Below are 19281 nucleotides of genomic sequence, written 5' to 3' on the forward strand. Positions count from 1 at the left end.
GCGCCTGACGCACGACGACGCCGCCCGCCCCCGGGACGGGGACGGGCGGCGTCGTGGTCTCCGGCGGGAGGCCGGCCGCGGTCAGCGCCGCGCGTCGGGCGACCCGGCAGGCTCCTCGGCCGAGGAGCCGGCGAGCCGGATCTCGTCGTCGGGCCCGGCAGAGGCCGCCTGCGCGATGGTGCGCTGACGGTCCCGGCTGAGCGAGGCCCACCACTGCGAGGCGGCGACGGGGCCGCCGTCGACCACCTCGTCGTCGTCGGTGTCCAGGCCGAACCGGTCCTTGATGGAGGCCAGCATGGCCTGGCGGCGCACCGCCTCCACCCGCGCCACGGAATAGCCGAGCGAGCGGAAGGTGGCCAGGCACATCACGAGCATCAGCACCGAGAACGGCAGGCCGATGGTGATGGCCAGCGTCTGGATGGCGCTGAGGCCGCCGGCGGCCAGCAGGGCCGCCGACATGAGGGCGGTGGCGATCGCGAAGAAGATCTTCACGGGGACCTTGGGGTTCACGTCTCCGCCCGTGGCGAGCATGCCCATCACGAGCGCGCCGGAGTCCGCCGAGGTCACGAAGAAGATCGCGGAGAGCATGATCGCGCCGATCACCAGCAGGGCGCCGGCGGGCAGCTGCTCCACCACCTGGAACAGGGCGGTGTTGGAGTCGATGCTGCCGTCCGCGCCCACCACGGAGGTGTAGCCGTCCGGGCGGACGGTCTCCAGGTAGATGGCGGTGCCGCCCAGGACGCCGAACCACACGACGCCGATCAGGGTGGGCACCAGCAGCACGCCGGCGAGGAACTGGCGCACGGTGCGCCCGCGGGAGATGCGGGCGATGAAGATGCCCACGAACGGGGTCCAGGACATCCACCAGCCCCAGTAGTAGGCGCTCCAGCCGGCCTGCCAGGCGTCGCCCTCGGCGCCCTGGAACGCGGAGACGTTCAGGGACGCGCCGAAGAAGGTCTGCAGGTAGGCGCCGAAGGACTGCACCATCTCCTTGAACAGGAAGGCGGTGGGGCCGACGATCGCGATGAACAGCAGCAGGCCGGCGGCCAGCACGAGGTTCACGTTCGAGAGCCACTTCATGCCGCGCTCCACGCCGGAGACCACGGTGTAGAGCACCACGAGGGTGACGAGGCCGATCATCGCGTACTCGACCCACGCGCTCTCCTCGGGGACCACGCCGAGCGAGCGCAGGCCCGCGGACATCTGGGTCACGCCCAGGCCGAGGGAGGTGGCCACGCCGAACACGGTGCCGATCAGGGCGATGTTGTCGATCAGGTGGCCCCAGCCGCCGCGCACGCGGCGCTCGCCGAGCAGCGGCTCGAATGCCCAGCGCAGGGCCAGCGGGCGTCCGCGACGGTGGATGGCCAGGCCGACGGCGACGCCCACCACGGCGTAGATGGCCCAGGGCTGCAGGCCCCAGTGCAGGAACGTGGTGGCCAGCGCGGCCTGGGCGGCCTGCGCCGGGTTCGGGTCCGTGGCGGCCAGGTCAGGGCGCGGGCTGACGAAGTGCATGAGCGGCTCGGTCATGCCGAAGAACACGAGGCCGATGCCCATGCCCGCCGCGAAGAGCAGCGCGAACCAGGACAGGGTGGAGAACTCGGGCTTCTCGTCGGGCTTGCCGAGCGTGATGGCGCCCTTGCGGGAGAACGCGAGGTACCCGCAGAAGAGCACGAAGAACAGGGCCACGAGGGCGTACCACCACGAGAAGTTCGTGATGATGGCCTGCTGGACCGTGCCGATGGCGGCGGTCATGGGCTCCGGGAAGAGCAGGGTGGCGCCCACGAAGAGGAGCACCACGATCGTGGACGGCCAGAACACCCACGGCAGCAGGACGCGGGCGCCGGTCGCGGCGTCCGAGGAGGCCGGGGCGACGGCGGCGCTCGCCTCACGGGCGTCGGCGGCGCCCGCGGCGGGGGCGGCGGGATGCGCGCCGGCGGGGCCGGGCGGGGCGGACGGATGGGAGGGCGGGATCGACTCGCTCATTCTCAACACACTACGGGGCGTGCCTGATAGAGGGGGCCCGGGGCCCCGGCCGGCGTGGAGGGACTCACCCCGTCCCGTGAGGGGACTCACCCTGTCCGGCCCGCATTCCTGGCCGCGGCCGGGGGCGCGTCACTACCGTGGGGGCACCCCGCGCCCCCGCACACGCGAGGGGGCGCCCGCCCCGCCCGGGGCGGAGGAGACCACGAAGGGACGCCACCATGACCAGCACCCCGTACGAGGACGGCATCGACCAGCGCGAGCTGCAGGAGGACCTGCTGGCGGAGCCGGACTCCGCCACGGATCCGGGGCCCCAGGACGGCCGCGACGGCCAGCCGGTGCGCGGCAGCTCCGACGACCCGCAGCACTGGGCGGGCGACGGCCGCGCCGAGGACTCCCTGCGCAACGCGGAGTCGGAGGCCATGCACATCCAGCAGGACGCCGAGGACCGCACGCGCGCGGACGAGGGCGACGTCGAGATCCTCTGACGCCTGAGATGCCCTGACGGCCGGGATCCTCTGACGGCCGGGCGGCCGGCCGGGCGCGGCCTCGCCCGTGCCCGGCGCACCGCGCGCCCGCCCCTCAGCCCTGGTCCGGCACGAGGCCCGTGCGCAGCAGGGCGAGCGCGTCCTCCCGCCCCAGGAGCGGCTGGCGCATCTCGTCGCGCAGGAACTCGAGCATCGCGGCCGAGAGCCGCGGGTCCTCCGAGGCGATCGCGTCCACCGCCGTGGCAGCGTGGAAGTCGCGGGCGAAGGCGTCCGTGGCGGTCTGGAACACGCAGCTGTGGGTGGAGACGCCGCAGAGCAGCAGCCGGCCCACGCCGCGCCGCCGCAGCTGCGCGTCCAGGTCGGTGCGGTGGAAGGCCGAGTCGCGGGTCTTCACCACCTCCACGGCGCCGCGGGCCGCGCGCGCCACCTCGTCCAGCACGGCCGCCTGGCGCGTGCCGGGGAACGCGAAGCCCTCGCCGTCCTCGAGCATGTTCAGGGTCCACGTGGAGCGGTCCCGCTCGTGCTCCGTGCGCACCAGCACCACGGGCCGGCCCGCCTCCACGGCGGTCCGCACCAGCTCGACGACGGCCTCCGTGAGCTCCGCCTGACGGGCGGCCAGGTCGGGATGCTCGAAGTAGGAGTACTGCATGTCGACCACCACGAGGGCGGTCTCGCCGCCGGAAGGGCGCTCTCCGGCGATCGGCTCGGGGGCGGGTGCGGAGTCGGGCATCGTCCCAGTTTGGGCGCCGCCCCGCGCCCTGTCAGCCGTGCATCGCCCGGAGCCGAGCAGGCCCCCGGCACGACCGAGCCGCCCCGGGCACGACGAAGGCCCCCCGCGTCTGCGGGGGGCCTTCTCGAAGCGGTGGCTCCGACCGGCGTCGATCCGGTGACCTTACGATTTTCAGTCGTACGCTCTACCAACTGAGCTACAGAGCCCGGCGACCTTCGTCACCAGGATCATGCGTCACCGGACTCCGTTGCCGAATGCCGGTGATCGGATGATCCGAGCGACCCTGACGGGACTTGAACCCGCGACCTCCGCCGTGACAGGGCGGCGCGCTAACCAACTGCGCTACAGGGCCTTGTTCTGTTGTTCTCGCTGCTTTCGCAACGAGTGGAGACTCTACCAGAGCTTCCGCGCCTCGTGCAAACCGGCTTCGCCGCTCTGCACTCCGGCCGCCGAGGGCGGCGGTTCTGCGTACCCCCAACGGGATTCGAACCCGTGTCGCCGCCGTGAAAGGGCGGTGTCCTAGGCCTCTAGACGATAGGGGCAGGTCCGGTTCGAGATTCCCGAGGTGGACCCTGGGAGTCTATGGTGGCCGCACGCCCCCGGGCAAGTTCCTCCCCGGGGCCGCCCGCCGTCGTCGTGCCCCGCCGTCAGGAGCCCCCGTGAGCCACCCGCCCTCCCCCGGGACCCCCGCCTCCGCCTGGATGAGCGAGCAGGAGTTCGACGACGCCGTCTCCGCCGCCCTCACCCGCATCCCGGACGAGCTGGCGCGCCTGCTGACGAACGTCGTCGTGGTGGTGGAGGACGAGTACGAGCCGCAGCGCTGGGAGGACCCGGACACCGAGCTGTTCGGCCTCTACGAGGGCGTCCCGCTGACCGAGCGCGCCGAGATGCCGTGGCAGATGCCGGACCGGATCGTGGTGTTCCGCGGCCCGCTCACCCGCCACTGCACCTCCCGCGCCGAGCTGGAGCACGAGATCACCGTGACCGTGATGCACGAGGTGGGGCACTTCTTCGGGATCGACGAGGAGCGCCTGCACGAGCTCGGCTGGGGCTGAGCGGCGCCCGCGCCTGACCGCGGGCACGACGACGGCGGGCGGCCTCGCGTGCCGCCCGCCGTCGTCGTCGGGTGAGGTCAGTCCTGGTCGGCGACCGGACCGAACTTCGTCCGGGTGCCCAGGCGGGCGTCCTTGCGGAAGGGCACGACCATCACGGGGCCCTTCGCGTGGTCCGTGACGCCGCGGCTGGTGGAGCCCACGAGCGCGCCCGTGAACCCGCCCAGGCCGCGCGTGCCCACCACGGTGAGGCGCGCCGTCGCGGTCTGCTCGCGCATGACGTCCACGGGCGTGCCGTCCACGAGCTCCGTGACGACCTCCAGGCCGGGGAACTCGGAGGCGATCCACGCGGCGCCGGCGTCCAGGCGCTCGCGCAGCTCCTGCTCGCGGGCGGCTTCGTCCAGGGTCACGCCCAGCCATGCGGCGTTGCTGCCCACCGGGGGCAGCGCGCACACCAGCTTCAGCGGGGCCTGGCGGATGCGGGCCTCCTCCGCGGCCACGAGGGCGGCGGCGCGGCCCTGCTCGGAGCCGTCCACGCCCGCGACCACGGCGGCGCCGTCGGCGGCACGGCTGGCCTCGACGCCGGCGGGGATGATGGCCACCGGGCAGTGCGCGTGACCGGGCAGGGCGGAGGCCACGGAGCCGAGCAGCCGGCCGATGAACCCGCCGCGGCCGCGGCCGCCGGAGACCAGCAGCGAGGCGGCCTTCGAGAGGTCCACGAGCACGCCGGCCGCGTCGCCGACCTCCACGCGCAGCTCCGGGCGCACGCCGTCGGCGTCGAGCTTGGCGGCCACCTCGTCCAGGAGGACCTGCACGCCCTCGCGCAGGCGGGAGTCGTCCAGCACGGTGCCGCCGGCGTCCGCGTCGTAGCCCCAGTAGGCGGGGATCGAGTAGGCGGTCACGAGGGTCAGCGGCTCGCCGCGCAGGCCGGCCTCGCGCTGGGCCCAGCGGGCGGCGGAGACGGACTGCTCGGAGCCGTCCACGCCCACCAAGACGCCGAGCGGCGCGTCCTCACGGGGGGCGGCGGGCTGAGTCTGGGCGGACATGGCGGACCTCCTCGAGTCGGTCTCGACGCGGCCCCGGGCGGGCCGGGTCGATGCCGCCAGTCTACTGCGCGGGGCCCGGAGAGGCCTGGGTCGAGGCGCCCTCGGAGGTGCCGTCGGAGGCCTGGACGAGGGGCGTGGGGTCCGGGGCGAGGCCGCCGGCGAAGCGGGCGACGTCGTCGACCAGCTGGGCCGGCAGCGCGTCCGAGCGCAGGGCGCGGGCGAGGGCGGCGCGGCCGCCGAGCTCCTCCGCCGCCAGCGGGGCCGAGGAGGCCGCGGCGATCACGTTGCCGCGGCGGCGGCCCTTGAGCATGGCCGGGTCCGCCATGACCTCCACGTGGGCGAAGGCGGTGCGCAGGGCGGCGACCTCGCGGCGCACCGAGGCCAGGTCCGGGCCGCCGCCGATGTTCAGCACGTACACGCCGCCGGGCACGAGGACGCGGGCGGCGTGGGCGGCGGCGTCGGCCCCCGTGAGGTGCGCGGGGGTGACGTGCGGGGAGTCCGGGGCGAGGGAGAGCGGGTCCGCGGGGGCGAACACATCCCGGAACACGACCTCGCGGGTGGCCTCGCGGAGGCCGGCGAGGACCTGCCCGGCTTCGCCCACGCGGATCTTCAGCTGCGGGGAGCGGGGCAGGTCGAAGTGCGTGCGGGCCAGCTCGGCGAGGCCGGCGTCGAGCTCGACGGCGAGCTGGTGCGCCTGCGGCCACGTGTGCGTGACCCAGCGGGCGAACGTGCAGCCGGCGCCGCCGAGGTGCAGCACGCGCAGGCGCTCGGCGTCCGAGGCGAAGCGGTGGGCGAGGACCGCCGCGGCCCAGCGCATGTACTCGAAGCCGAGGGTCTCGGGGCGGTCCGGGTTGAGCTGGGAGGACTCCACGCCGTTGACCTTGAGCAGGTAGACGCCGTCCGTCCAGGGGTCGGGCAGGATCTCGGCGGTGCCGGAGCTGATGGCGAAGACGCCGGGGGTGATCACGGCCCGATTCTCCCCCAGCGCCCTTTCGTGCGGGAACCGGGAGCCTTCCCGGGCGCTTTCGTGCGGGAGACGCGAGCCTCAGCCCCGGCGCACCATCCGCTGCTCATGGAGCCCCGCCCACGCGCCGTCCATGGGTGCGGGCGCACCGTGGTCCTCGAAGCCGTGCTTGGCGTAGAAGGCCCGCGCCCGCGGATTCTCCGCGAGCACGACCAGCACCGCGGGCCCGTCCCCGACGACGGCGTCCAGCAGTCGCGCTCCCACGCCCGTGCCGTAGGCCTCGGCCAGGACGTACAGGACCATCAGCTGCTGCGGGGGAAGGCCCTCGTCCTCGATGAGCGACGGCCCGGCGAGGGCGACCCCGACGAGCCGGCCGCCGTCGTCGTCCTCGGCGACCCACAGGTCCCGGTCCGAGCCGACCAGCGCGGCCCACGCCGGCGCGTCCTGGGGCACGCGGGCGTCCGCCCGGTCGAAGACCTCGGCCGGCAGGTGCGCGCCGTAGGCCTCGCGCCAGGACTGCGCCTTCACGCGCAGCAGGGCCTCGGCGTCCTCACGACGCGCGGGGCGGATCACGACGGCCACGGCGGGGTCAGGAGACGTCGTCGGAGGCGAGGGCCGCCTCGAGCCGGGCGAGCTTGCCGTCCAGCTCGCCGGTGTGCCCGGGGCGGATGTCCGCCTTGAGCACGAGCGAGACGCGGGAGCCGTACGGGGCCACGGCGTCCACCGCACCCCGCACCACGTCCATCACCTCGTCCCAGTCCCCCTCGATCTCGGTGAACATCGAGGACGTGCGGTGCGGCAGGCCGGACTCCCGGACCACGGCGACGGCGGCCGCCACCGCCCGGTGGACGGAGGCGGAGTCCTCGTCCCCGGGCTGGTGGGCGGCGTCGGCGGGCGTGCCGGACGGGGCGACGGAGAAGGCGACGATCATGCGCACCAGTGTGCCGCGCCGTCGTCGTCCGGGACACCCGCGCCGCGCCCCGTCCCCGGGGTCAGCCCCCGAGCACCGGCTGCAGCGCCTTGATGAGCTCGTTCACGCCGATCGCCACGAACACGGCGGCGGTCAGGGCGAGCAGGATGTTGCGGATCCAGCCGTTGCGGTGCTGGACCGGCACGTCCTTGCGGTTGTTCAGGAACAGCAGCGTCACGGCCAGGAACGGCATGAACAGGGCGCCGAGCGTGCCGTAGAGCAGGATCAGGAAGATCGGGCGGTCCAGGAACAGCAGGGACATCGGCAGGATGGACAGCCACAGCAGGTAGAAGCGGGCCGGCTTGGAGGCGAGCGAGGGGGCGTCGTCCTGGTCCAGCTCGTCGGCCGGGCGGCGGAAGTTCGTCCAGAAGTCGGCGAACATCAGGGACACGCCGTGCCACACGCCCAGCAGCGAGGAGAAGGACGCGGCGAAGAAGCCGATCAGGAAGACGTAGGACCACACCTGGCCGTAGCGCTCGGCGAGGACGTTGCCGACGTCGACCAGGCCCTTGTCGCCCGAGGAGATGGCCAGGCCGGCCGAGTGCAGCAGCTCGACGCCCATGATCATGGTGGCGATCACGAAGATGCCGGTGAGGACGTACGACGTCGCGTTGTCGAACTTCATCACCTTCATGTACTTCGGGACGTTCCAGCCCTTCTCACGCAGCCAGTAGGCGTACGCGCCGAGGGTGATGGTGCCGCCCACGCCGCCGGCGAGGCCGAGCACGTAGAACATGACCTGCGGGTCGCCCGAGGGGATGCGCGGGACCAGGCCGGAGAGGATCTCGCCCACGTTCGGGGCGGTCAGCGCCGCGGAGATCAGCACGGTGACGAACATGACGCCGATCAGCGCCGTCATCAGCTTCTCGATCAGGCCGTACTTGTTCAGCCACACCAGGGCCAGGCCGATCAGGCCGGCCGCGATCGCGAACACCTTGGAGTCCACGGCAGGGAAGAGCGCCGCGAGCGGGATGGCGGTGGAGCTCATCGCCGTCGCGCCGTACACGAAGCCCCAGATCAGGATGTAGGGGCCGAAGTACCAGCTGGTCCAGGAGCCGAGCTGGCGCCAGCCTTGGAAGATCGTCTTGCCGGTGGACAGGTACCAGCGGCCCACGCCCTCCACGAGAACGATCTTGAAGATCACGCCGAGGACCACGGCCCACAGCAGCATGTAGCCGTAGCGGGAGCCGGCGGTGAGGGTGGCCACCAGGTCGGCGGCGCCCACGCCGGTGGCGGCGGCGACGATGCCGGGGCCGAGGGAGTTCCAGCGGGGCTTGATCGGGGTCTCGTTCAGCTCGGCCTCCGTGAACCCGACGATGTCCGGGTTGTGCACGGGGTGACCGCGGTCTGCTGTGTGGGCCATGGGGGGTCCTCATCGGTCGGGCGCCCGGTGGCCACGGAGGACGACGACGACGCGGGGCCGGCGGCGTGCACCGCGTCCGGGGATGCTGGGGCGGGGGTGCGAGTGATGTCACTCCTATCACGTGGGAGCGAGACACGCCTCACCCATGACGGTGCGGGGGCTCCCGTTTCCCACACGAAGGCACCGATCGTTTTCGTGCGGGAAACGGGAACGAGGGTGCGGAGGCTCCCCCGAGAAGGCTCCCGTTTCCCGCACGAAACCGGCGTGGGAGGCTCCCGTTTCCCGCACGAGAAGGGCTGGTGAGGAGGGAGGCGGCGGAGGCGGGCCGTCGTCGGGAGGCCGTGGGTACTGTAAGGAGCGTCCGTGCCCCGCGCACCCGCCTCCGCCCACTCGTCTCCCCCGCCCCCGCTCCCCCGCCTTTGGAAGGTCCGCGATGCCCCAGGGAATCTTCGTCTCCACCACCTCGACCGGCGCCGGCAAGTCCCTCGTCAGCCTCGGGCTGGCGGACTCCCTCTACCGGCGCTCCGGCACGGTGGGCTACTTCCGCCCCGTGGTGCCCGGGGAGGACGTGGAGGCCGACCCCATGGTCCTGCTCATGCGCGAGCAGTTCGGCCTCACCGCCGAGCAGGCCCGCGGCGGGCTCACCGCCGCCGAGGCCCGCACCCTCATGGCCGAGGGCCGCGGCGACGAGGTCCAACAGCGCTGCGTGGAGCAGTACGACGCGATGCGGGCCGCGTGCGGCGTCGTCGTGGTGGAGGGCACCGACCTGATCAGCCCGGACCCGGCCGCCGACCTCGACCTCAACGCCCAGCTGGCCCGCAACCTCGGCACCCCGGTGGTCGCCGTGGTCTCCGGCGCCGAGATGACGCCGGAGCATGCCGCCGACGTCGTGGACCTGGCCCGGCGCACCCTCGACGACGCCGGCGTGGAGCTGCTGGCCGTCATGGTCAACCGCGCGGACCCGCGGCAGCTGGACGCCGTGGGCGCCGCCGTGCGCCCCGGCCGGCACGCCTGGCCCGTCTACGTGCTCCCCGAGCTGCCCGAGCTCGCCCACCCGTCGGTGGCCGAGGTGGCCACGGCCCTGCGCCTGGAGCAGGTGGCGGGCCAGGAGACGCTGGACCGCGACGTCGCCGAGGTCAAGGCCGTCTCCATGGAGGGCGGCAACTTCCTCGAGGTGCTGCGGGACGGCGCCCTCGTGATCGCCTCCGGCGACCGCTCGGACGCGATCCTGGCCACCGTGGCCTCCTCGCTGACCCCGGACTTCCCCACCCCCTCCGGCATGATCCTCACCAACGGGATCCTGCCCAACCGCCAGCTGCAGCGGCTCTACCTGGACGCCGCCTTCCCCGTGTTCGCCACGCACGACGACACGTTCACCACCGCCGCCAAGGTCTCCCGCGTGCGCTCCGAGCTCTCCAGCGCGCAGCCCCGCAAGACCGCCGCCGCCCTCGGCACCTGGCACCAGCGCGTCGACGGGGACGAGCTGCTGGGCCGGTTCGACCTGCCGCGCACCGACGTCGTCACCCCGCTGCGCTTCCTGCACGAGCTGATCACCCGCGCCCGCGCGGACCGCCGCCGGATCGTGCTGCCCGAGGGCGAGGACGCCCGCGTGCTGCGCGCCGCCGAGATCCTGCAACGCCGGGACGTGTGCGACCTCGTGGTGCTCGGGCCCGAGCCCGCCGTGAAGGAGCTCGCCTCCCGCGAGGGCGTGGACCTGGCCGGGATCGACCTCGTGGACCCGGCCGACTCCCCGGACCTGGAGCGCTACGCGCAGGAGTACGCCCGCCTGCGCGCGCACAGGGGCGTGGACCTCGAGCGCGCCCGCGAGGTCATGCAGGAGGGCGCCTACTTCGGCACGATGATGGTCCACCTCGGCGACGCGGACGGCATGGTCTCCGGCGCCGCGCACACCACCGCCAACACCATCCGCCCGGCCCTGGAGTTCGTGAAGACCCGGCCCGGGGCATCCATCGTGTCCTCGGTGTTTTTCATGCTCCTGCCGGACCGGGCCCTCGTCTACGGCGACTGCGCCGTGAACCCGGACCCGGACGCGGAGCAGCTCGCGGACATCGCCGTGGCCTCCGCCGCCACCGCCGCGCAGTTCGGCGTGGACCCGCGCGTCGCCATGCTCTCCTACTCCACGGGCGTCTCCGGCTCCGGCGAGGCCGTGGACAAGGTCCGCGCCGCCACCGAGCTGGTCCGCGAGCGCGCCCCGGAGCTGAAGGTGGAGGGCCCGCTGCAGTACGACGCCGCGGTGAACGCCTCCGTGGCCGCCTCCAAGATGCCGGACTCCGAGGTGGCGGGGCAGGCCACCGTGTTCGTGTTCCCGGACCTGAACACCGGCAACAACACGTACAAGGCGGTGCAGCAGTCCTCGGGCGCCGTCGCCGTCGGGCCGGTCCTGCAGGGACTGAACAAGCCCGTGAATGACCTCTCGCGCGGCACCACCGTGGAGGACATCGTCAACACCGTGGCCATCACCGCCATCCAGGCCCAGGACCAGGGCTGACGCCCGGGAAGGACTCCGCCGTGCTCGTCCTCGTCATCAACTCCGGCTCCTCGTCCCTGAAGTACCAGCTCCGCGAGCTGGCCGACGACGGCGCGGACGGCCCGCGGCCCGTCCTCGCCAAGGGCCTGGTGGAGCGCATCGGCGTGCCCGGCTCGGACGTGCCCGACCACGCCGCGGCCCTCGAGCGGGTGGAGGCGGAGGTGTCCCGGGTGATCGGGGACCGCCCGATCGACGCCGCCGGCCATCGCGTGGTGCACGGCGGCGAGCGGTTCACCGCGCCGGCGCTCGTGACCAACGAGGTGATCCGGGCGATCGAGCGGCTCGCGCCCCTGGCCCCCCTGCACAACCCGGCCGCCGCGCAGGGCCTGCGCGCCATGACCGAGCGCTACCCGGACATGCCGCAGGTGGTCGTGTTCGACACCTCCTTCCACCAGACCATGCCGCGCGAGGCCTGGCAGTACGCCCTGCCGGAGAGCGTCTACCGCGAGCACGGCATCCGCCGGTACGGCTTCCACGGCACGAGCCACGACCTCGTGGCGGGCCTGGCCGCGCGGCACCTCGGCGTGGCCCGGGAGAAGTTCTCCGGGATCGTGCTGCACCTGGGCAACGGGGCCTCCGCGACCGCGATCCGCGACGGCGCCTCCGTGGACACCTCGATGGGCTTCACCCCGCTGGCCGGCCTCGTGATGGGCACGCGCACGGGCGACCTGGACCCCTCCGTGGTGACCCACCTGATGCGCACGCAGGGGCACTCCGCGGAGGAGATGGACACCCTGATGAACAAGGAGTCCGGCCTGCTGGGCCTGGCCGGGCACGCGGACATGCGCCAGGTGGTCGAGGCCGCGGACGCCGGGGACCGCCGCGCCCGCACCGCCCTGGACGTGGCGAGCTACCGGCTGGCCAAGTACGTGGGCGGGTACCACGTGGCCGTGGGCGGGGCGCAGGCGATCGTGTTCACCGCGGGCATCGGCGAGAACTCGGCGCCGTTCCGGGCCCGTGTGGTGGAGCGCCTGGGCGCCCTGGGGGTGGAGCTGGACGCGGCGGCGAACGAGGCCGGGCTGTCCGCGGCGGGGGACGACGGCGTCGCCGTGATCTCCGCCCCGGGCTCGGCGATCCCCGTGCTCGTGATCCCCACGGACGAGGAGCAGGCGATCGCCCGGCTCACGTGGGAGCTGACCCGCGGCTGAGCGCAGAGCTCCCCTGCTCCCGCCCCTGCGCCCGGTCCCCCCGCCCCTTCCGCCGAAAGACCGACGCCCAGCGACATCGCCGCCGGGCAGAACGGCGGTGATGTCGCTGGGCGTCGGTCGGAGCGCGCGCCGGCTCAGACGTGCTCGCCGTCGGCCTCCACGGCGATCCCGAGCTCGTTCCCCGGGATCGAGGCCAGCAGCCGCCGCGTGTACGGGTGCCGCGGGTTGGTGAAGACCTCCTCGGAGGACGCGGCCTCCACGACCTCGCCGTCCTTCATCACGCACACGTAGTCCGAGATGAGCCGCACCACCGCGAGGTCGTGCGAGATGAACAGGTAGCTCAGCCCCAGCTCGTCCTGCAGGCGGCGCAGCAGGGTGAGGATCTGGTCCTGCACCAGCACGTCGAGCGCGGAGACGGGCTCGTCGCACACGATCAGCTCCGGGTTCAGCGCGAGCGCGCGGGCGATCGCCACGCGCTGGCGCTGGCCGCCGGAGAGCTCGGCCGGATACCGGCGGTGGAAGTGCGAGGGCAGGGCCACCTGCTCCATGAGCTCGAGCACGCGGGCCCGCCGCTCCTTCGCGTTGCCGCGCTTGTACGTCTGCAGCGGCTCCTCGATGATCCGCCCCACGGTGAACGAGGGGTTCAGCGAGGAGAACGGGTCCTGGAACACGGCCTGCACGCGCTGGCGGAAGTCCTTGAGGTCCTCCCCCTTCATCCCGAGCACGTCCTTGCCCTCGAACGTGATCTCACCCGACGTCGGCTCGATCAGCTTCAGGAGCATGCGCGCCGTCGTCGTCTTGCCGGAGCCGGACTCGCCCACGATCGAGACGGTCTTGCCCCGCGGGATCTTCAGGGACACGTCCTTGGCGGCGGTGAAGTCGTCGTGCCCACGCACCGGGTAGACCTTCGTCAGGTCACGGATCTCCACGAGCGGCGTGAGGTCCTTCTTGGCCAGGGCCACGGTGGACAGCGCCGCGGCGTCGTCCTCCTTCAGCGCGCTCAGCGCCGGGTCGAACGCCTCCGGCAGCAGGCGGGCGGCCGCCACGGACGGCGCCGCCGCCACGAGGGAGCGGGTGTAGGCGTGCTGCGGGTCCTCGAGGATGGCCCGGGCGTCGCCGGACTCCACCACGCGGCCGCGGTGCATCACCACGAGCTGCTGGGCGCGCTCGGCGGCGAGGCCGAGGTCGTGCGTGATCAGCAGCACCGAGCTGCCGAGCTCGCGGGTCATCTCGTCGATCTGGTCGAGGATCACCTGCTGCACGGTCACGTCCAGCGCCGAGGTGGGCTCGTCCGCGATCAGCAGCTGCGGACGGCACGCCAGGCCGATCGCGATCAGCACGCGCTGGCGCAGGCCGCCGGAGAGCTCGTGCGGGTACTGCTTGGCCCGGCGCGCCGGCTCGGGGATGCCCGCGCGCTCCATGACCTCCACGACCTTGGCGCCCACGTCCTTCTTCGTGGCCAGCCCGTGGGTCAGCAGGGTCTCGCCGATCTGCTGGCCCACGCGGGTCACGGGGTTCAGGTTGGACATGGGGTCCTGGGGCACCAGGCCGATGCGCCGGCCGCGGATGCGCCGCATCTTCGCGTCGGACAGGCCCACGAGCTCCTCGCCCGCGAACTTCACGGAGCCGCCCGTCACCCGGCCGTTGCCGGGCAGCAGGCCGATCGCGGCCATCGCGGTGGTGGACTTGCCCGAGCCGGACTCGCCCACGATCGCCAGCGTGCCGCCGGCCGGCAGCGTCAGGGACGCCCCCTCGACGGCCTTCACGGTGCCCTGCTGGGTGCGGAACTCCACGTCCAGGTCGCGGATCTCCAGCAGCGGCGCGCCGGGGGCAGGCATCTCCGCGCTCCCGACGCCGGCCGGGTCGGTCCCGGCGGTGGGCGCGGCCTCGGGGGCCGCGGCGTGCGAGCCGGCGCCGAGGGCGCCGTCGTCGTGCTTCGGGTCCATGGTCAGCGCCTCCGGGAGGTGGGGTCGAGGGCCTCGCGCAGGGACTCGCCCAGCAGGGTGAAGCCCAGCGCCGTGATGGCGATGCACAGGCCCGGCAGGAACGCGAGCCACGGGTTGATGCCCAGCTCGGCCTGCGCGTAGGTGAGCATGCGGCCCCACTCGGCGGTCTCCGGACGGCCGCCGCCCAGGCCCAGGAAGGACAGGGCCGCGGCGTCGATCACGGCGGTGGCCAGGGTGAGGGTGGCCTGCACGATCACGGGGCCCAGCGAGTTCGGCAGCACGTGGGACATGGTGATCCGTCCGCGGGACAGGCCGAGGGTCTGCGCCGCCAGCACGTAGTCCGAGCCCTTCTGCGTGAGCATCGAGGAGCGCAGCAGGCGCGCGAAGATCGGTACCTGCGCCACGCCGATCGCGATCATCACCGCGAACGGGGTCTGGCCGAGGATCGCCGCGATGGAGACCGCGAGCAGCAGGTTCGGCACGGAGAGCAGGATGTCCACGGTGCGCATGACCACGGAGTCCACCCAGCCGCCGAACGTGCCGGCCAGCAGGCCCAGCAGCATGCCGCCGACCAGGCCGAACGCCGTGGAGACGACGCCGATGATCAGCGAGGCCTGCGCGCCCCAGATCAGCTTGGAGAGCACGTCGCCGCCGAAGCGGTCCAGGCCCAGCGGGTAGCCGTCCACCTCGCCCGGGCCGGGCACGTGGGTGGGTCGGATCTCGCGCATGCCGGGGGTGTCCGTGCCGGCGTACGGCGCCAGCACGGGGGCCAGCACCGCCACGAGGACGAACAGCGCGACGATGACGGCGCCGGCGATGGCCGCCGGGTTGCGGCGCAGCCGCTGGAACGCGGCGCCCCACACGGACGTGCCGCGCGCGTCGGCGGCCGCCTCGGTGGTCTCCTGGGTGGCGCCCGCCTCGACGGGCGCCAGCGCGTGGTCGACGTCGCCCTCGGCGGGCCCGCCGCCCGGGCTCGGTGGCAGGTTCACGCTCATGAGACACGCACCCTCGGGTCGATGAGGCCGTAGGAGACGTCCACGACCAGGTTGATCAGCGAGTAGATCAGGGCGATGAAGATGATGAAGCCCTGCAGCACCGGGAAGTCCAGCTGGAAGATCGCCTGTGCCAGGAATCTGCCGATCCCGTTGAAGGCGAACACCGTCTCGGTGAGCACCGCCCCCGAGATCAGCAGGCCCAGCTGCAGGCCCAGCGTGGTGCTCACCGGCAGCAGCGCATTGCGCATGATGAACCGGTCGCGGATCAGGCGCGGGGCCAGGCCCTTGGCGCGGGCCGTGCGCACGAAGTCCGCGTTCTGCACGTCCAGCACGGAGGCGCGCGTGATGCGGGCGATGATCGCCAGCGGGATGGTGCCCAGCGCGATGCCGGGCAGCACCAGGTGGGTCAGCGCGTTCAGGGCCGCGTCCCACTCGCCGGTGCTGATGCCGTCCCACACGTAGAAGTTCGTGTAGTGCGTGGCGTCCAGGCGCGGGTCCTGCCGGCCGTCCGTGGGCAGCCAGCCGAGCTTCACGGCGAACACCCACTTCAGGATGAAGGCCAGGAAGAACACGGGCACCACGACGCCGATCAGGGACAGGACGACGGCGATGTTGTCCTGCCACCGGCCCACGTGGCGGGCGGCCCAGTAGCCGAGCGGGATGCCGATGGCCACCGCGAACACGATCGCGAACAGCGAGAGCTCGAGGGTGGCCGGGAACCGGTCCGCGAACTCCTCGAGCACCGGCCGGTTGGTCATGGTCGAGGTGCCGAAGTCGCCCCGCAGCAGCCGCCCCATGTAGGTCGTGTACTGCTCCAGCAGGGGCTTGTCGAAGCCGTAGGCCGCGTTCACGCGGGCCACGGCCTCCGGGGTGGCGCGGTCGCCGAGCAGGGCGGTGGCGGGGCCGCCGGGCAGGCTGCGGACCCACAGGAACAGCAGGACGGAGAGTCCGAAGAGTGTGGGGATCAGCAGCAGCAGGCGCTTGCCGATGAGTCTGAGCACGAGTGCCTCCATGCCGGCGCGGGGCCGGGCCGGTCGGTGCGAGGGACGGGCGGCGGGGGTCCGGGCGGCGACGACGGAGCCGGGGGTCCGGCTCCGTCGTCGCCATCGGGGCGGTCAGCCCCGGTGAGCCCGGATCACTCGGTCAGGTCGATCTCGGTGAAGACCTCGTCGTTGACCGGGCTGGCCGGGTAGGAGGCCACGCGCTCGTCGAACGCCAGCGAGGGCGCCGGGTGCGCGAGCGGGATCGCCGGGACGAAGTCGGAGATCTGCTTGTTGATCTCCTCGTACATCGGGGTCTGCTCCTCGAGGGTCGGCACGCCGCGGGCCTCCTCCAGGGCGGAGAAGAGCTCCGGGTTGTCGAAGCCGAACTCCGGCTTCTCCTGGCCGAAGAACACGCCCACGAAGTTGTCCGTGTCGTTGTAGTCGCCGGTCCAGCCCAGCAGGTGCAGGCCGTGGTCGGCGGTGCCCTGGACCTGGTTCAGGTAGTCCGGGCTCCACTTGGCCGGCTTGGCCTCGACCTGGATGCCCACCTGGGAGAGCTGGTTGGAGAGGTTCGAGAACACCTGCTCCGGGGTCGGCATGTACGGACGCGAGACGCCCGTGGGGTAGTTGAAGTCGATCGTGAAGCCGTCGGCGTAGCCGGCCTCGGCCAGCAGCTGCTTGGCCTTCTCCGGGTCGTACTCGTACTTCGTCACGTCCTCGGAGAAGCCGTTCACGGACTTCGGGATGAACTGCGTGGCCGGCTCGGTGCCCTCGGGGAGGGTCTGGCCGATCAGGGCCTCCTTGTCGATCGCGTGGGCGATCGCCTGGCGCACCTTCACGTCCTTCAGCTCCTCCTGCTGCTGGTTCAGGCCCAGGTAGAGGATGGTGAAGGGATCGCGGGCCACCACGTTGAAGCCGGCGTCGGACAGGGCCTGGGTGTCGGCGGGGGCCACGAGGTCGTAGCCGTCGATGTCGCCGGCCTCGAGGGCCTGGCGGCGGGCCACCGGGTCGTCGATCACGCGGAAGGTGATGTCCGTGACGTCGCCGCCCTCGCCCCAGTAGTCCTCGTAGGCGGAGAGCTTGATGTCCTCGCCCACGCTCCAGGAGTCGAACTTGTACGGGCCGGTGCCGGTCGGATGCGCGCGGGCGTACTCGGACATCTGCGGCGACTCTGCGGAGCCGCCCATCTCGTCGGCCTTGTACTCCTCGAGCGCCTTCGGGGACTGCATGGCGAACGCCGGCAGGGACAGGGAGGCGATGAAGCCGGCGAACGGCTGGGCCAGGGTGACCGTGGCCTCGGCGTCCCCGTTGGCCTCGCAGCTCTCGTAGACCGCGTTCTCCGGGTCGTCCGCGAAGCCGCGGAACAGCTTGCCGTAGTAGTAGGAGACGGTCTCGGCCTGCTGGATGCCGGTGAAGTTGTACCAGCGGTCGAAGTTGGCGCACACGGCCTCGCCGTTGAAGGGCTCGCCGTCGTGGAACGTCACGCCCTCCTTGAGCTTGAAGGTGTGGGTGAGGCCGTCCTCGGAGGACTCCCAGGACTCGGCGAGCAGCGGCGCGGGGTCCGCGGTGCCGGGCTCGGTGCCCACGAGGCCCTCGAAGATCTGGCGGGAGACGCGGAAGGACTCGCCGTCGGAGGCGAAGGCCGGGTCCAGGGTCTTGGGGTCGGAGGAGGCGGCGAAGATGAACGAGCCGTCCACCTGAGCGGCGTCGCCGTTGGAGCCGCTGCCGCCGGCGGAGCCGCCGGAGTCGCGCTGGCTCTCGGCGCAGCCGGTGATGAGCAGGGCGCCGGCCGCGGTGAGCGCGGCGGCGGACAGGAGTCGTTGACGCAGACGGGTGGCCATGGGGGGCTCCTCCGGGGATGAGGTCTCATCCGAGACGCGGGTGCGAGGCGGCCACGCCCCTGGAATGTGGTCCGGAACACGGCCGTGGTGTGACTATAGCCACTCGCACACCCCCCGGTACAACGCAGGGGTGCCCGGCTCAGGCGCGCACGGGGCCGCGGGAGGCTCCCGTTTCCCGCACGAAAGCGCGGGGCTCGGCTCAGGCGCGCACGGGGCCGCGGGAGGCTCCCGTTTCCCGCACGAAAGCGCGGGGCTCGGCTCAGGCGCGCACGGGCGCCGGTTCCCGAGGCGCGGCGGCGTGCTCCCGGACCCAGTCCAGCACCTCGGCGGGGCGGTTCGTGGTGATCTCCTGCACCCCGTGGGCCAGCAGGAAGTCCACGTCTTCGCGGGCGTCCGCGGTCCACACGCGCAGCCGCCGACCCGCCGCGAGCCAGGCCTTCACGTCCGCCAGGTGCTCCCGCACGTACGCCACGGACGGCCCGGCCATCCCGGCGCGGCCGCCCCAGACCATGGCCTCGGACCCGGCGAGCGAGCCCCGCACCGCCGAGCGGACCGCAGCCCGACCCAGCGGACCCCGCGCCAGCCGGCTGGGCACGTCCCGGGGCACGAGGTCCAGCAGCGGGCAGAGGGGGTCGGTGCCGGCCAGCGGCGCCACGTGCCGCAGCGCATCCGGATGGAAGCTCATCAGCGAGACCCGGACCTGGCCGACCCGGCCCGTCTCCGGGTCCCACCCGGCCCGCAGCAGCTCCCGCAGCACCCGCTCCTCGAGCTCGTGCCCGAACGGCGAGGGGTGCTTGAGCTCCACGGCCAGGCGCACCGGCCGGCCGGCCGCCGTCGCGATCCCGAGCAGCTCCGCCAGGGTGAGCACCTGCTCCCCCGCGCCGCCGTACGCGGCGGGGAGCGCCGTCGTCGTGCGTTCCGTGGGGCCCGTGCCGCGCGCGGGCGCCGCGAGGACGTCCAGGGTGCGCAGCCGAGCGAGGGTGTGGTCGGCGACGGCGCCGCACCCGTCCGAGGTGCGCTCCACCGTGGGGTCGTGCCAGCAGACGACCTCGCGGTCGCGGGTGAGCTGCACGTCGCACTCGAGGCCGTCGGCGCCCGCCTCGAGGGCGTGCAGCATCGCGGCGCGGGTGTGCTCGGGGAAGGCGGCGGAGGCGCCGCGATGGGCGATCACGAGGGCGGGCACGCCGCCAGGCTAGGGACGGCGGGTGCCGGGGGCGTCACCGTCCG

16 protein-coding genes and 3 tRNA genes are annotated in these 19281 nt (G+C 73.2%); 4 read left to right on the forward strand and 15 right to left on the reverse strand.

Annotation, left to right across the window (positions count from 1 at the left end; translation table 11 throughout):
- Positions 1 to 81: 81 nt before the first annotated feature.
- Positions 82 to 1983 carry a BCCT family transporter gene (locus tag HDA33_RS09135; RefSeq protein ID WP_184172691.1) on the reverse strand — a complete coding sequence of 634 codons (1902 nt, stop codon included), beginning with the start codon at positions 1981 to 1983 and terminating at the stop codon, positions 82 to 84.
- Positions 1984 to 2201: 218 nt separating this feature from the next.
- On the opposite strand from HDA33_RS09135, the gene HDA33_RS09140 reads away from it, so the two are divergent.
- The gene (locus HDA33_RS09140; RefSeq protein WP_158493629.1) at positions 2202 to 2468 is read left to right on the forward strand and encodes a hypothetical protein; all 267 of its coding nucleotides are present in this window, start codon (positions 2202 to 2204) and stop codon (positions 2466 to 2468) included.
- Positions 2469 to 2562: 94 nt separating this feature from the next.
- On the opposite strand, the gene HDA33_RS09145 is transcribed toward HDA33_RS09140, so the two are convergent.
- From HDA33_RS09145 to HDA33_RS09160, 4 genes are all read right to left on the reverse strand, one after another.
- Positions 2563 to 3198: a cysteine hydrolase family protein gene (locus HDA33_RS09145; RefSeq protein ID WP_158493630.1), complete on the reverse strand. Its 636-nt coding sequence runs from the start codon at positions 3196 to 3198 to the stop codon at positions 2563 to 2565.
- Positions 3199 to 3331: 133 nt separating this feature from the next.
- Positions 3332 to 3404, reverse strand: a tRNA-Phe gene (locus HDA33_RS09150).
- Positions 3405 to 3476: 72 nt separating this feature from the next.
- Positions 3477 to 3550, reverse strand: a tRNA-Asp gene (locus HDA33_RS09155).
- A gap of 117 nt (positions 3551 to 3667) precedes the next feature.
- Positions 3668 to 3740 (reverse strand) — tRNA-Glu (locus HDA33_RS09160).
- A 117-nt stretch (positions 3741 to 3857) separates the two neighbouring features.
- Here HDA33_RS09160 and HDA33_RS09165 point away from each other — a divergent pair.
- Positions 3858 to 4253, forward strand: coding sequence for a metallopeptidase family protein (locus HDA33_RS09165; RefSeq protein ID WP_158491897.1), 396 nt, complete (start codon positions 3858 to 3860; stop codon positions 4251 to 4253).
- Between the two features lie 77 nt (positions 4254 to 4330).
- Here the strand turns inward: HDA33_RS09165 and HDA33_RS09170 are convergent, their stop codons facing one another.
- The 5 genes from HDA33_RS09170 to HDA33_RS09190 all read right to left on the reverse strand — a co-directional run bounded on the left by HDA33_RS09170 (position 4331) and on the right by HDA33_RS09190 (position 8593).
- A complete protein-coding gene (locus HDA33_RS09170; protein ID WP_184172694.1) occupies positions 4331 to 5296 on the reverse strand; it encodes a universal stress protein in 966 nt (321 codons plus the stop codon).
- A 61-nt stretch (positions 5297 to 5357) separates the two neighbouring features.
- On the reverse strand, positions 5358 to 6263 hold the full coding sequence (locus HDA33_RS09175) for a spermidine synthase (RefSeq protein WP_338104317.1): 906 nt from the start codon (positions 6261 to 6263) through the stop codon (positions 5358 to 5360).
- Positions 6264 to 6341: 78 nt separating this feature from the next.
- A complete protein-coding gene (locus HDA33_RS09180; RefSeq protein WP_184172696.1) occupies positions 6342 to 6842 on the reverse strand; it encodes a GNAT family N-acetyltransferase in 501 nt (166 codons plus the stop codon).
- Positions 6843 to 6849: 7 nt separating this feature from the next.
- The gene (locus tag HDA33_RS09185; RefSeq protein WP_017488366.1) at positions 6850 to 7191 is read right to left on the reverse strand and encodes a thiamine-binding protein; all 342 of its coding nucleotides are present in this window, start codon (positions 7189 to 7191) and stop codon (positions 6850 to 6852) included.
- A gap of 61 nt (positions 7192 to 7252) precedes the next feature.
- Positions 7253 to 8593, reverse strand: coding sequence for an Nramp family divalent metal transporter (locus HDA33_RS09190; RefSeq protein WP_184172698.1), 1341 nt, complete (start codon positions 8591 to 8593; stop codon positions 7253 to 7255).
- 433 nt (positions 8594 to 9026) lie between these two features.
- Here HDA33_RS09190 and pta point away from each other — a divergent pair, with 433 nt between their 5' ends.
- Both pta and HDA33_RS09200 read left to right on the forward strand, forming a co-directional pair.
- Complete coding sequence (gene pta, locus HDA33_RS09195; RefSeq protein WP_184172699.1) at positions 9027 to 11102, forward strand: phosphate acetyltransferase; 2076 nt, start codon at positions 9027 to 9029, stop codon at positions 11100 to 11102.
- 20 nt (positions 11103 to 11122) lie between these two features.
- Positions 11123 to 12289, forward strand: a complete 1167-nt coding sequence (locus HDA33_RS09200) for an acetate/propionate family kinase (RefSeq protein ID WP_184172701.1) — start codon at positions 11123 to 11125, stop codon at positions 12287 to 12289.
- 134 nt (positions 12290 to 12423) lie between these two features.
- Here the strand turns inward: HDA33_RS09200 and HDA33_RS09205 are convergent, their stop codons facing one another.
- The 5 genes from HDA33_RS09205 to HDA33_RS09225 form a co-directional block, all read right to left on the reverse strand.
- Positions 12424 to 14235, reverse strand: a complete 1812-nt coding sequence (locus HDA33_RS09205; RefSeq protein WP_420826918.1) for a dipeptide ABC transporter ATP-binding protein — start codon at positions 14233 to 14235, stop codon at positions 12424 to 12426.
- A gap of 2 nt (positions 14236 to 14237) precedes the next feature.
- Entirely contained in the window at positions 14238 to 15230 is a 993-nt protein-coding gene (locus HDA33_RS09210; RefSeq protein ID WP_184172704.1) for an ABC transporter permease, read from the reverse strand.
- The gene (locus tag HDA33_RS09215; protein ID WP_158491905.1) at positions 15227 to 16231 is read right to left on the reverse strand and encodes an ABC transporter permease; all 1005 of its coding nucleotides are present in this window, start codon (positions 16229 to 16231) and stop codon (positions 15227 to 15229) included. The genes HDA33_RS09210 and HDA33_RS09215 overlap by 4 nt, the downstream gene beginning before the upstream one ends.
- 134 nt (positions 16232 to 16365) lie before the next feature.
- On the reverse strand, positions 16366 to 18054 hold the full coding sequence (locus tag HDA33_RS09220) for an ABC transporter substrate-binding protein (RefSeq protein ID WP_184172706.1): 1689 nt from the start codon (positions 18052 to 18054) through the stop codon (positions 16366 to 16368).
- Between the two features lie 259 nt (positions 18055 to 18313).
- Entirely contained in the window at positions 18314 to 19237 is a 924-nt protein-coding gene (locus HDA33_RS09225) for a glycerophosphodiester phosphodiesterase family protein (RefSeq protein WP_184172708.1), read from the reverse strand.
- Positions 19238 to 19281: the final 44 nt, after the last annotated feature.

The sequence above is a fragment of the Micrococcus endophyticus genome, from assembly GCF_014205115.1.
Classification (GTDB): Bacteria; Actinomycetota; Actinomycetes; order Actinomycetales; family Micrococcaceae; genus Micrococcus; species Micrococcus endophyticus.

Bases quoted from the DNA above. Each gene is read 5' to 3' on its own strand.
- HDA33_RS09135 (WP_184172691.1), bottom strand. From the start codon at position 1,983: ATGAGCGAGTCGATCCCGCCCTCCCATCCGTCCGCCCCGCCCGGCCCC.
- HDA33_RS09140 (WP_158493629.1), top strand. From the start codon at position 2,202: ATGACCAGCACCCCGTACGAGGACGGCATCGACCAGCGCGAGCTGCAG.
- HDA33_RS09145 (WP_158493630.1), bottom strand. From the start codon at position 3,198: ATGCCCGACTCCGCACCCGCCCCCGAGCCGATCGCCGGAGAGCGCCCT.
- HDA33_RS09170 (WP_184172694.1), bottom strand. From the start codon at position 5,296: ATGTCCGCCCAGACTCAGCCCGCCGCCCCCCGTGAGGACGCGCCGCTC.
- HDA33_RS09185 (WP_017488366.1), bottom strand. From the start codon at position 7,191: ATGATCGTCGCCTTCTCCGTCGCCCCGTCCGGCACGCCCGCCGACGCC.
- HDA33_RS09190 (WP_184172698.1), bottom strand. From the start codon at position 8,593: ATGGCCCACACAGCAGACCGCGGTCACCCCGTGCACAACCCGGACATC.
- pta (WP_184172699.1), top strand. From the start codon at position 9,027: ATGCCCCAGGGAATCTTCGTCTCCACCACCTCGACCGGCGCCGGCAAG.
- HDA33_RS09205 (WP_420826918.1), bottom strand. From the start codon at position 14,235: ATGGACCCGAAGCACGACGACGGCGCCCTCGGCGCCGGCTCGCACGCC.
- HDA33_RS09210 (WP_184172704.1), bottom strand. From the start codon at position 15,230: ATGAGCGTGAACCTGCCACCGAGCCCGGGCGGCGGGCCCGCCGAGGGC.
- HDA33_RS09220 (WP_184172706.1), bottom strand. From the start codon at position 18,054: ATGGCCACCCGTCTGCGTCAACGACTCCTGTCCGCCGCCGCGCTCACC.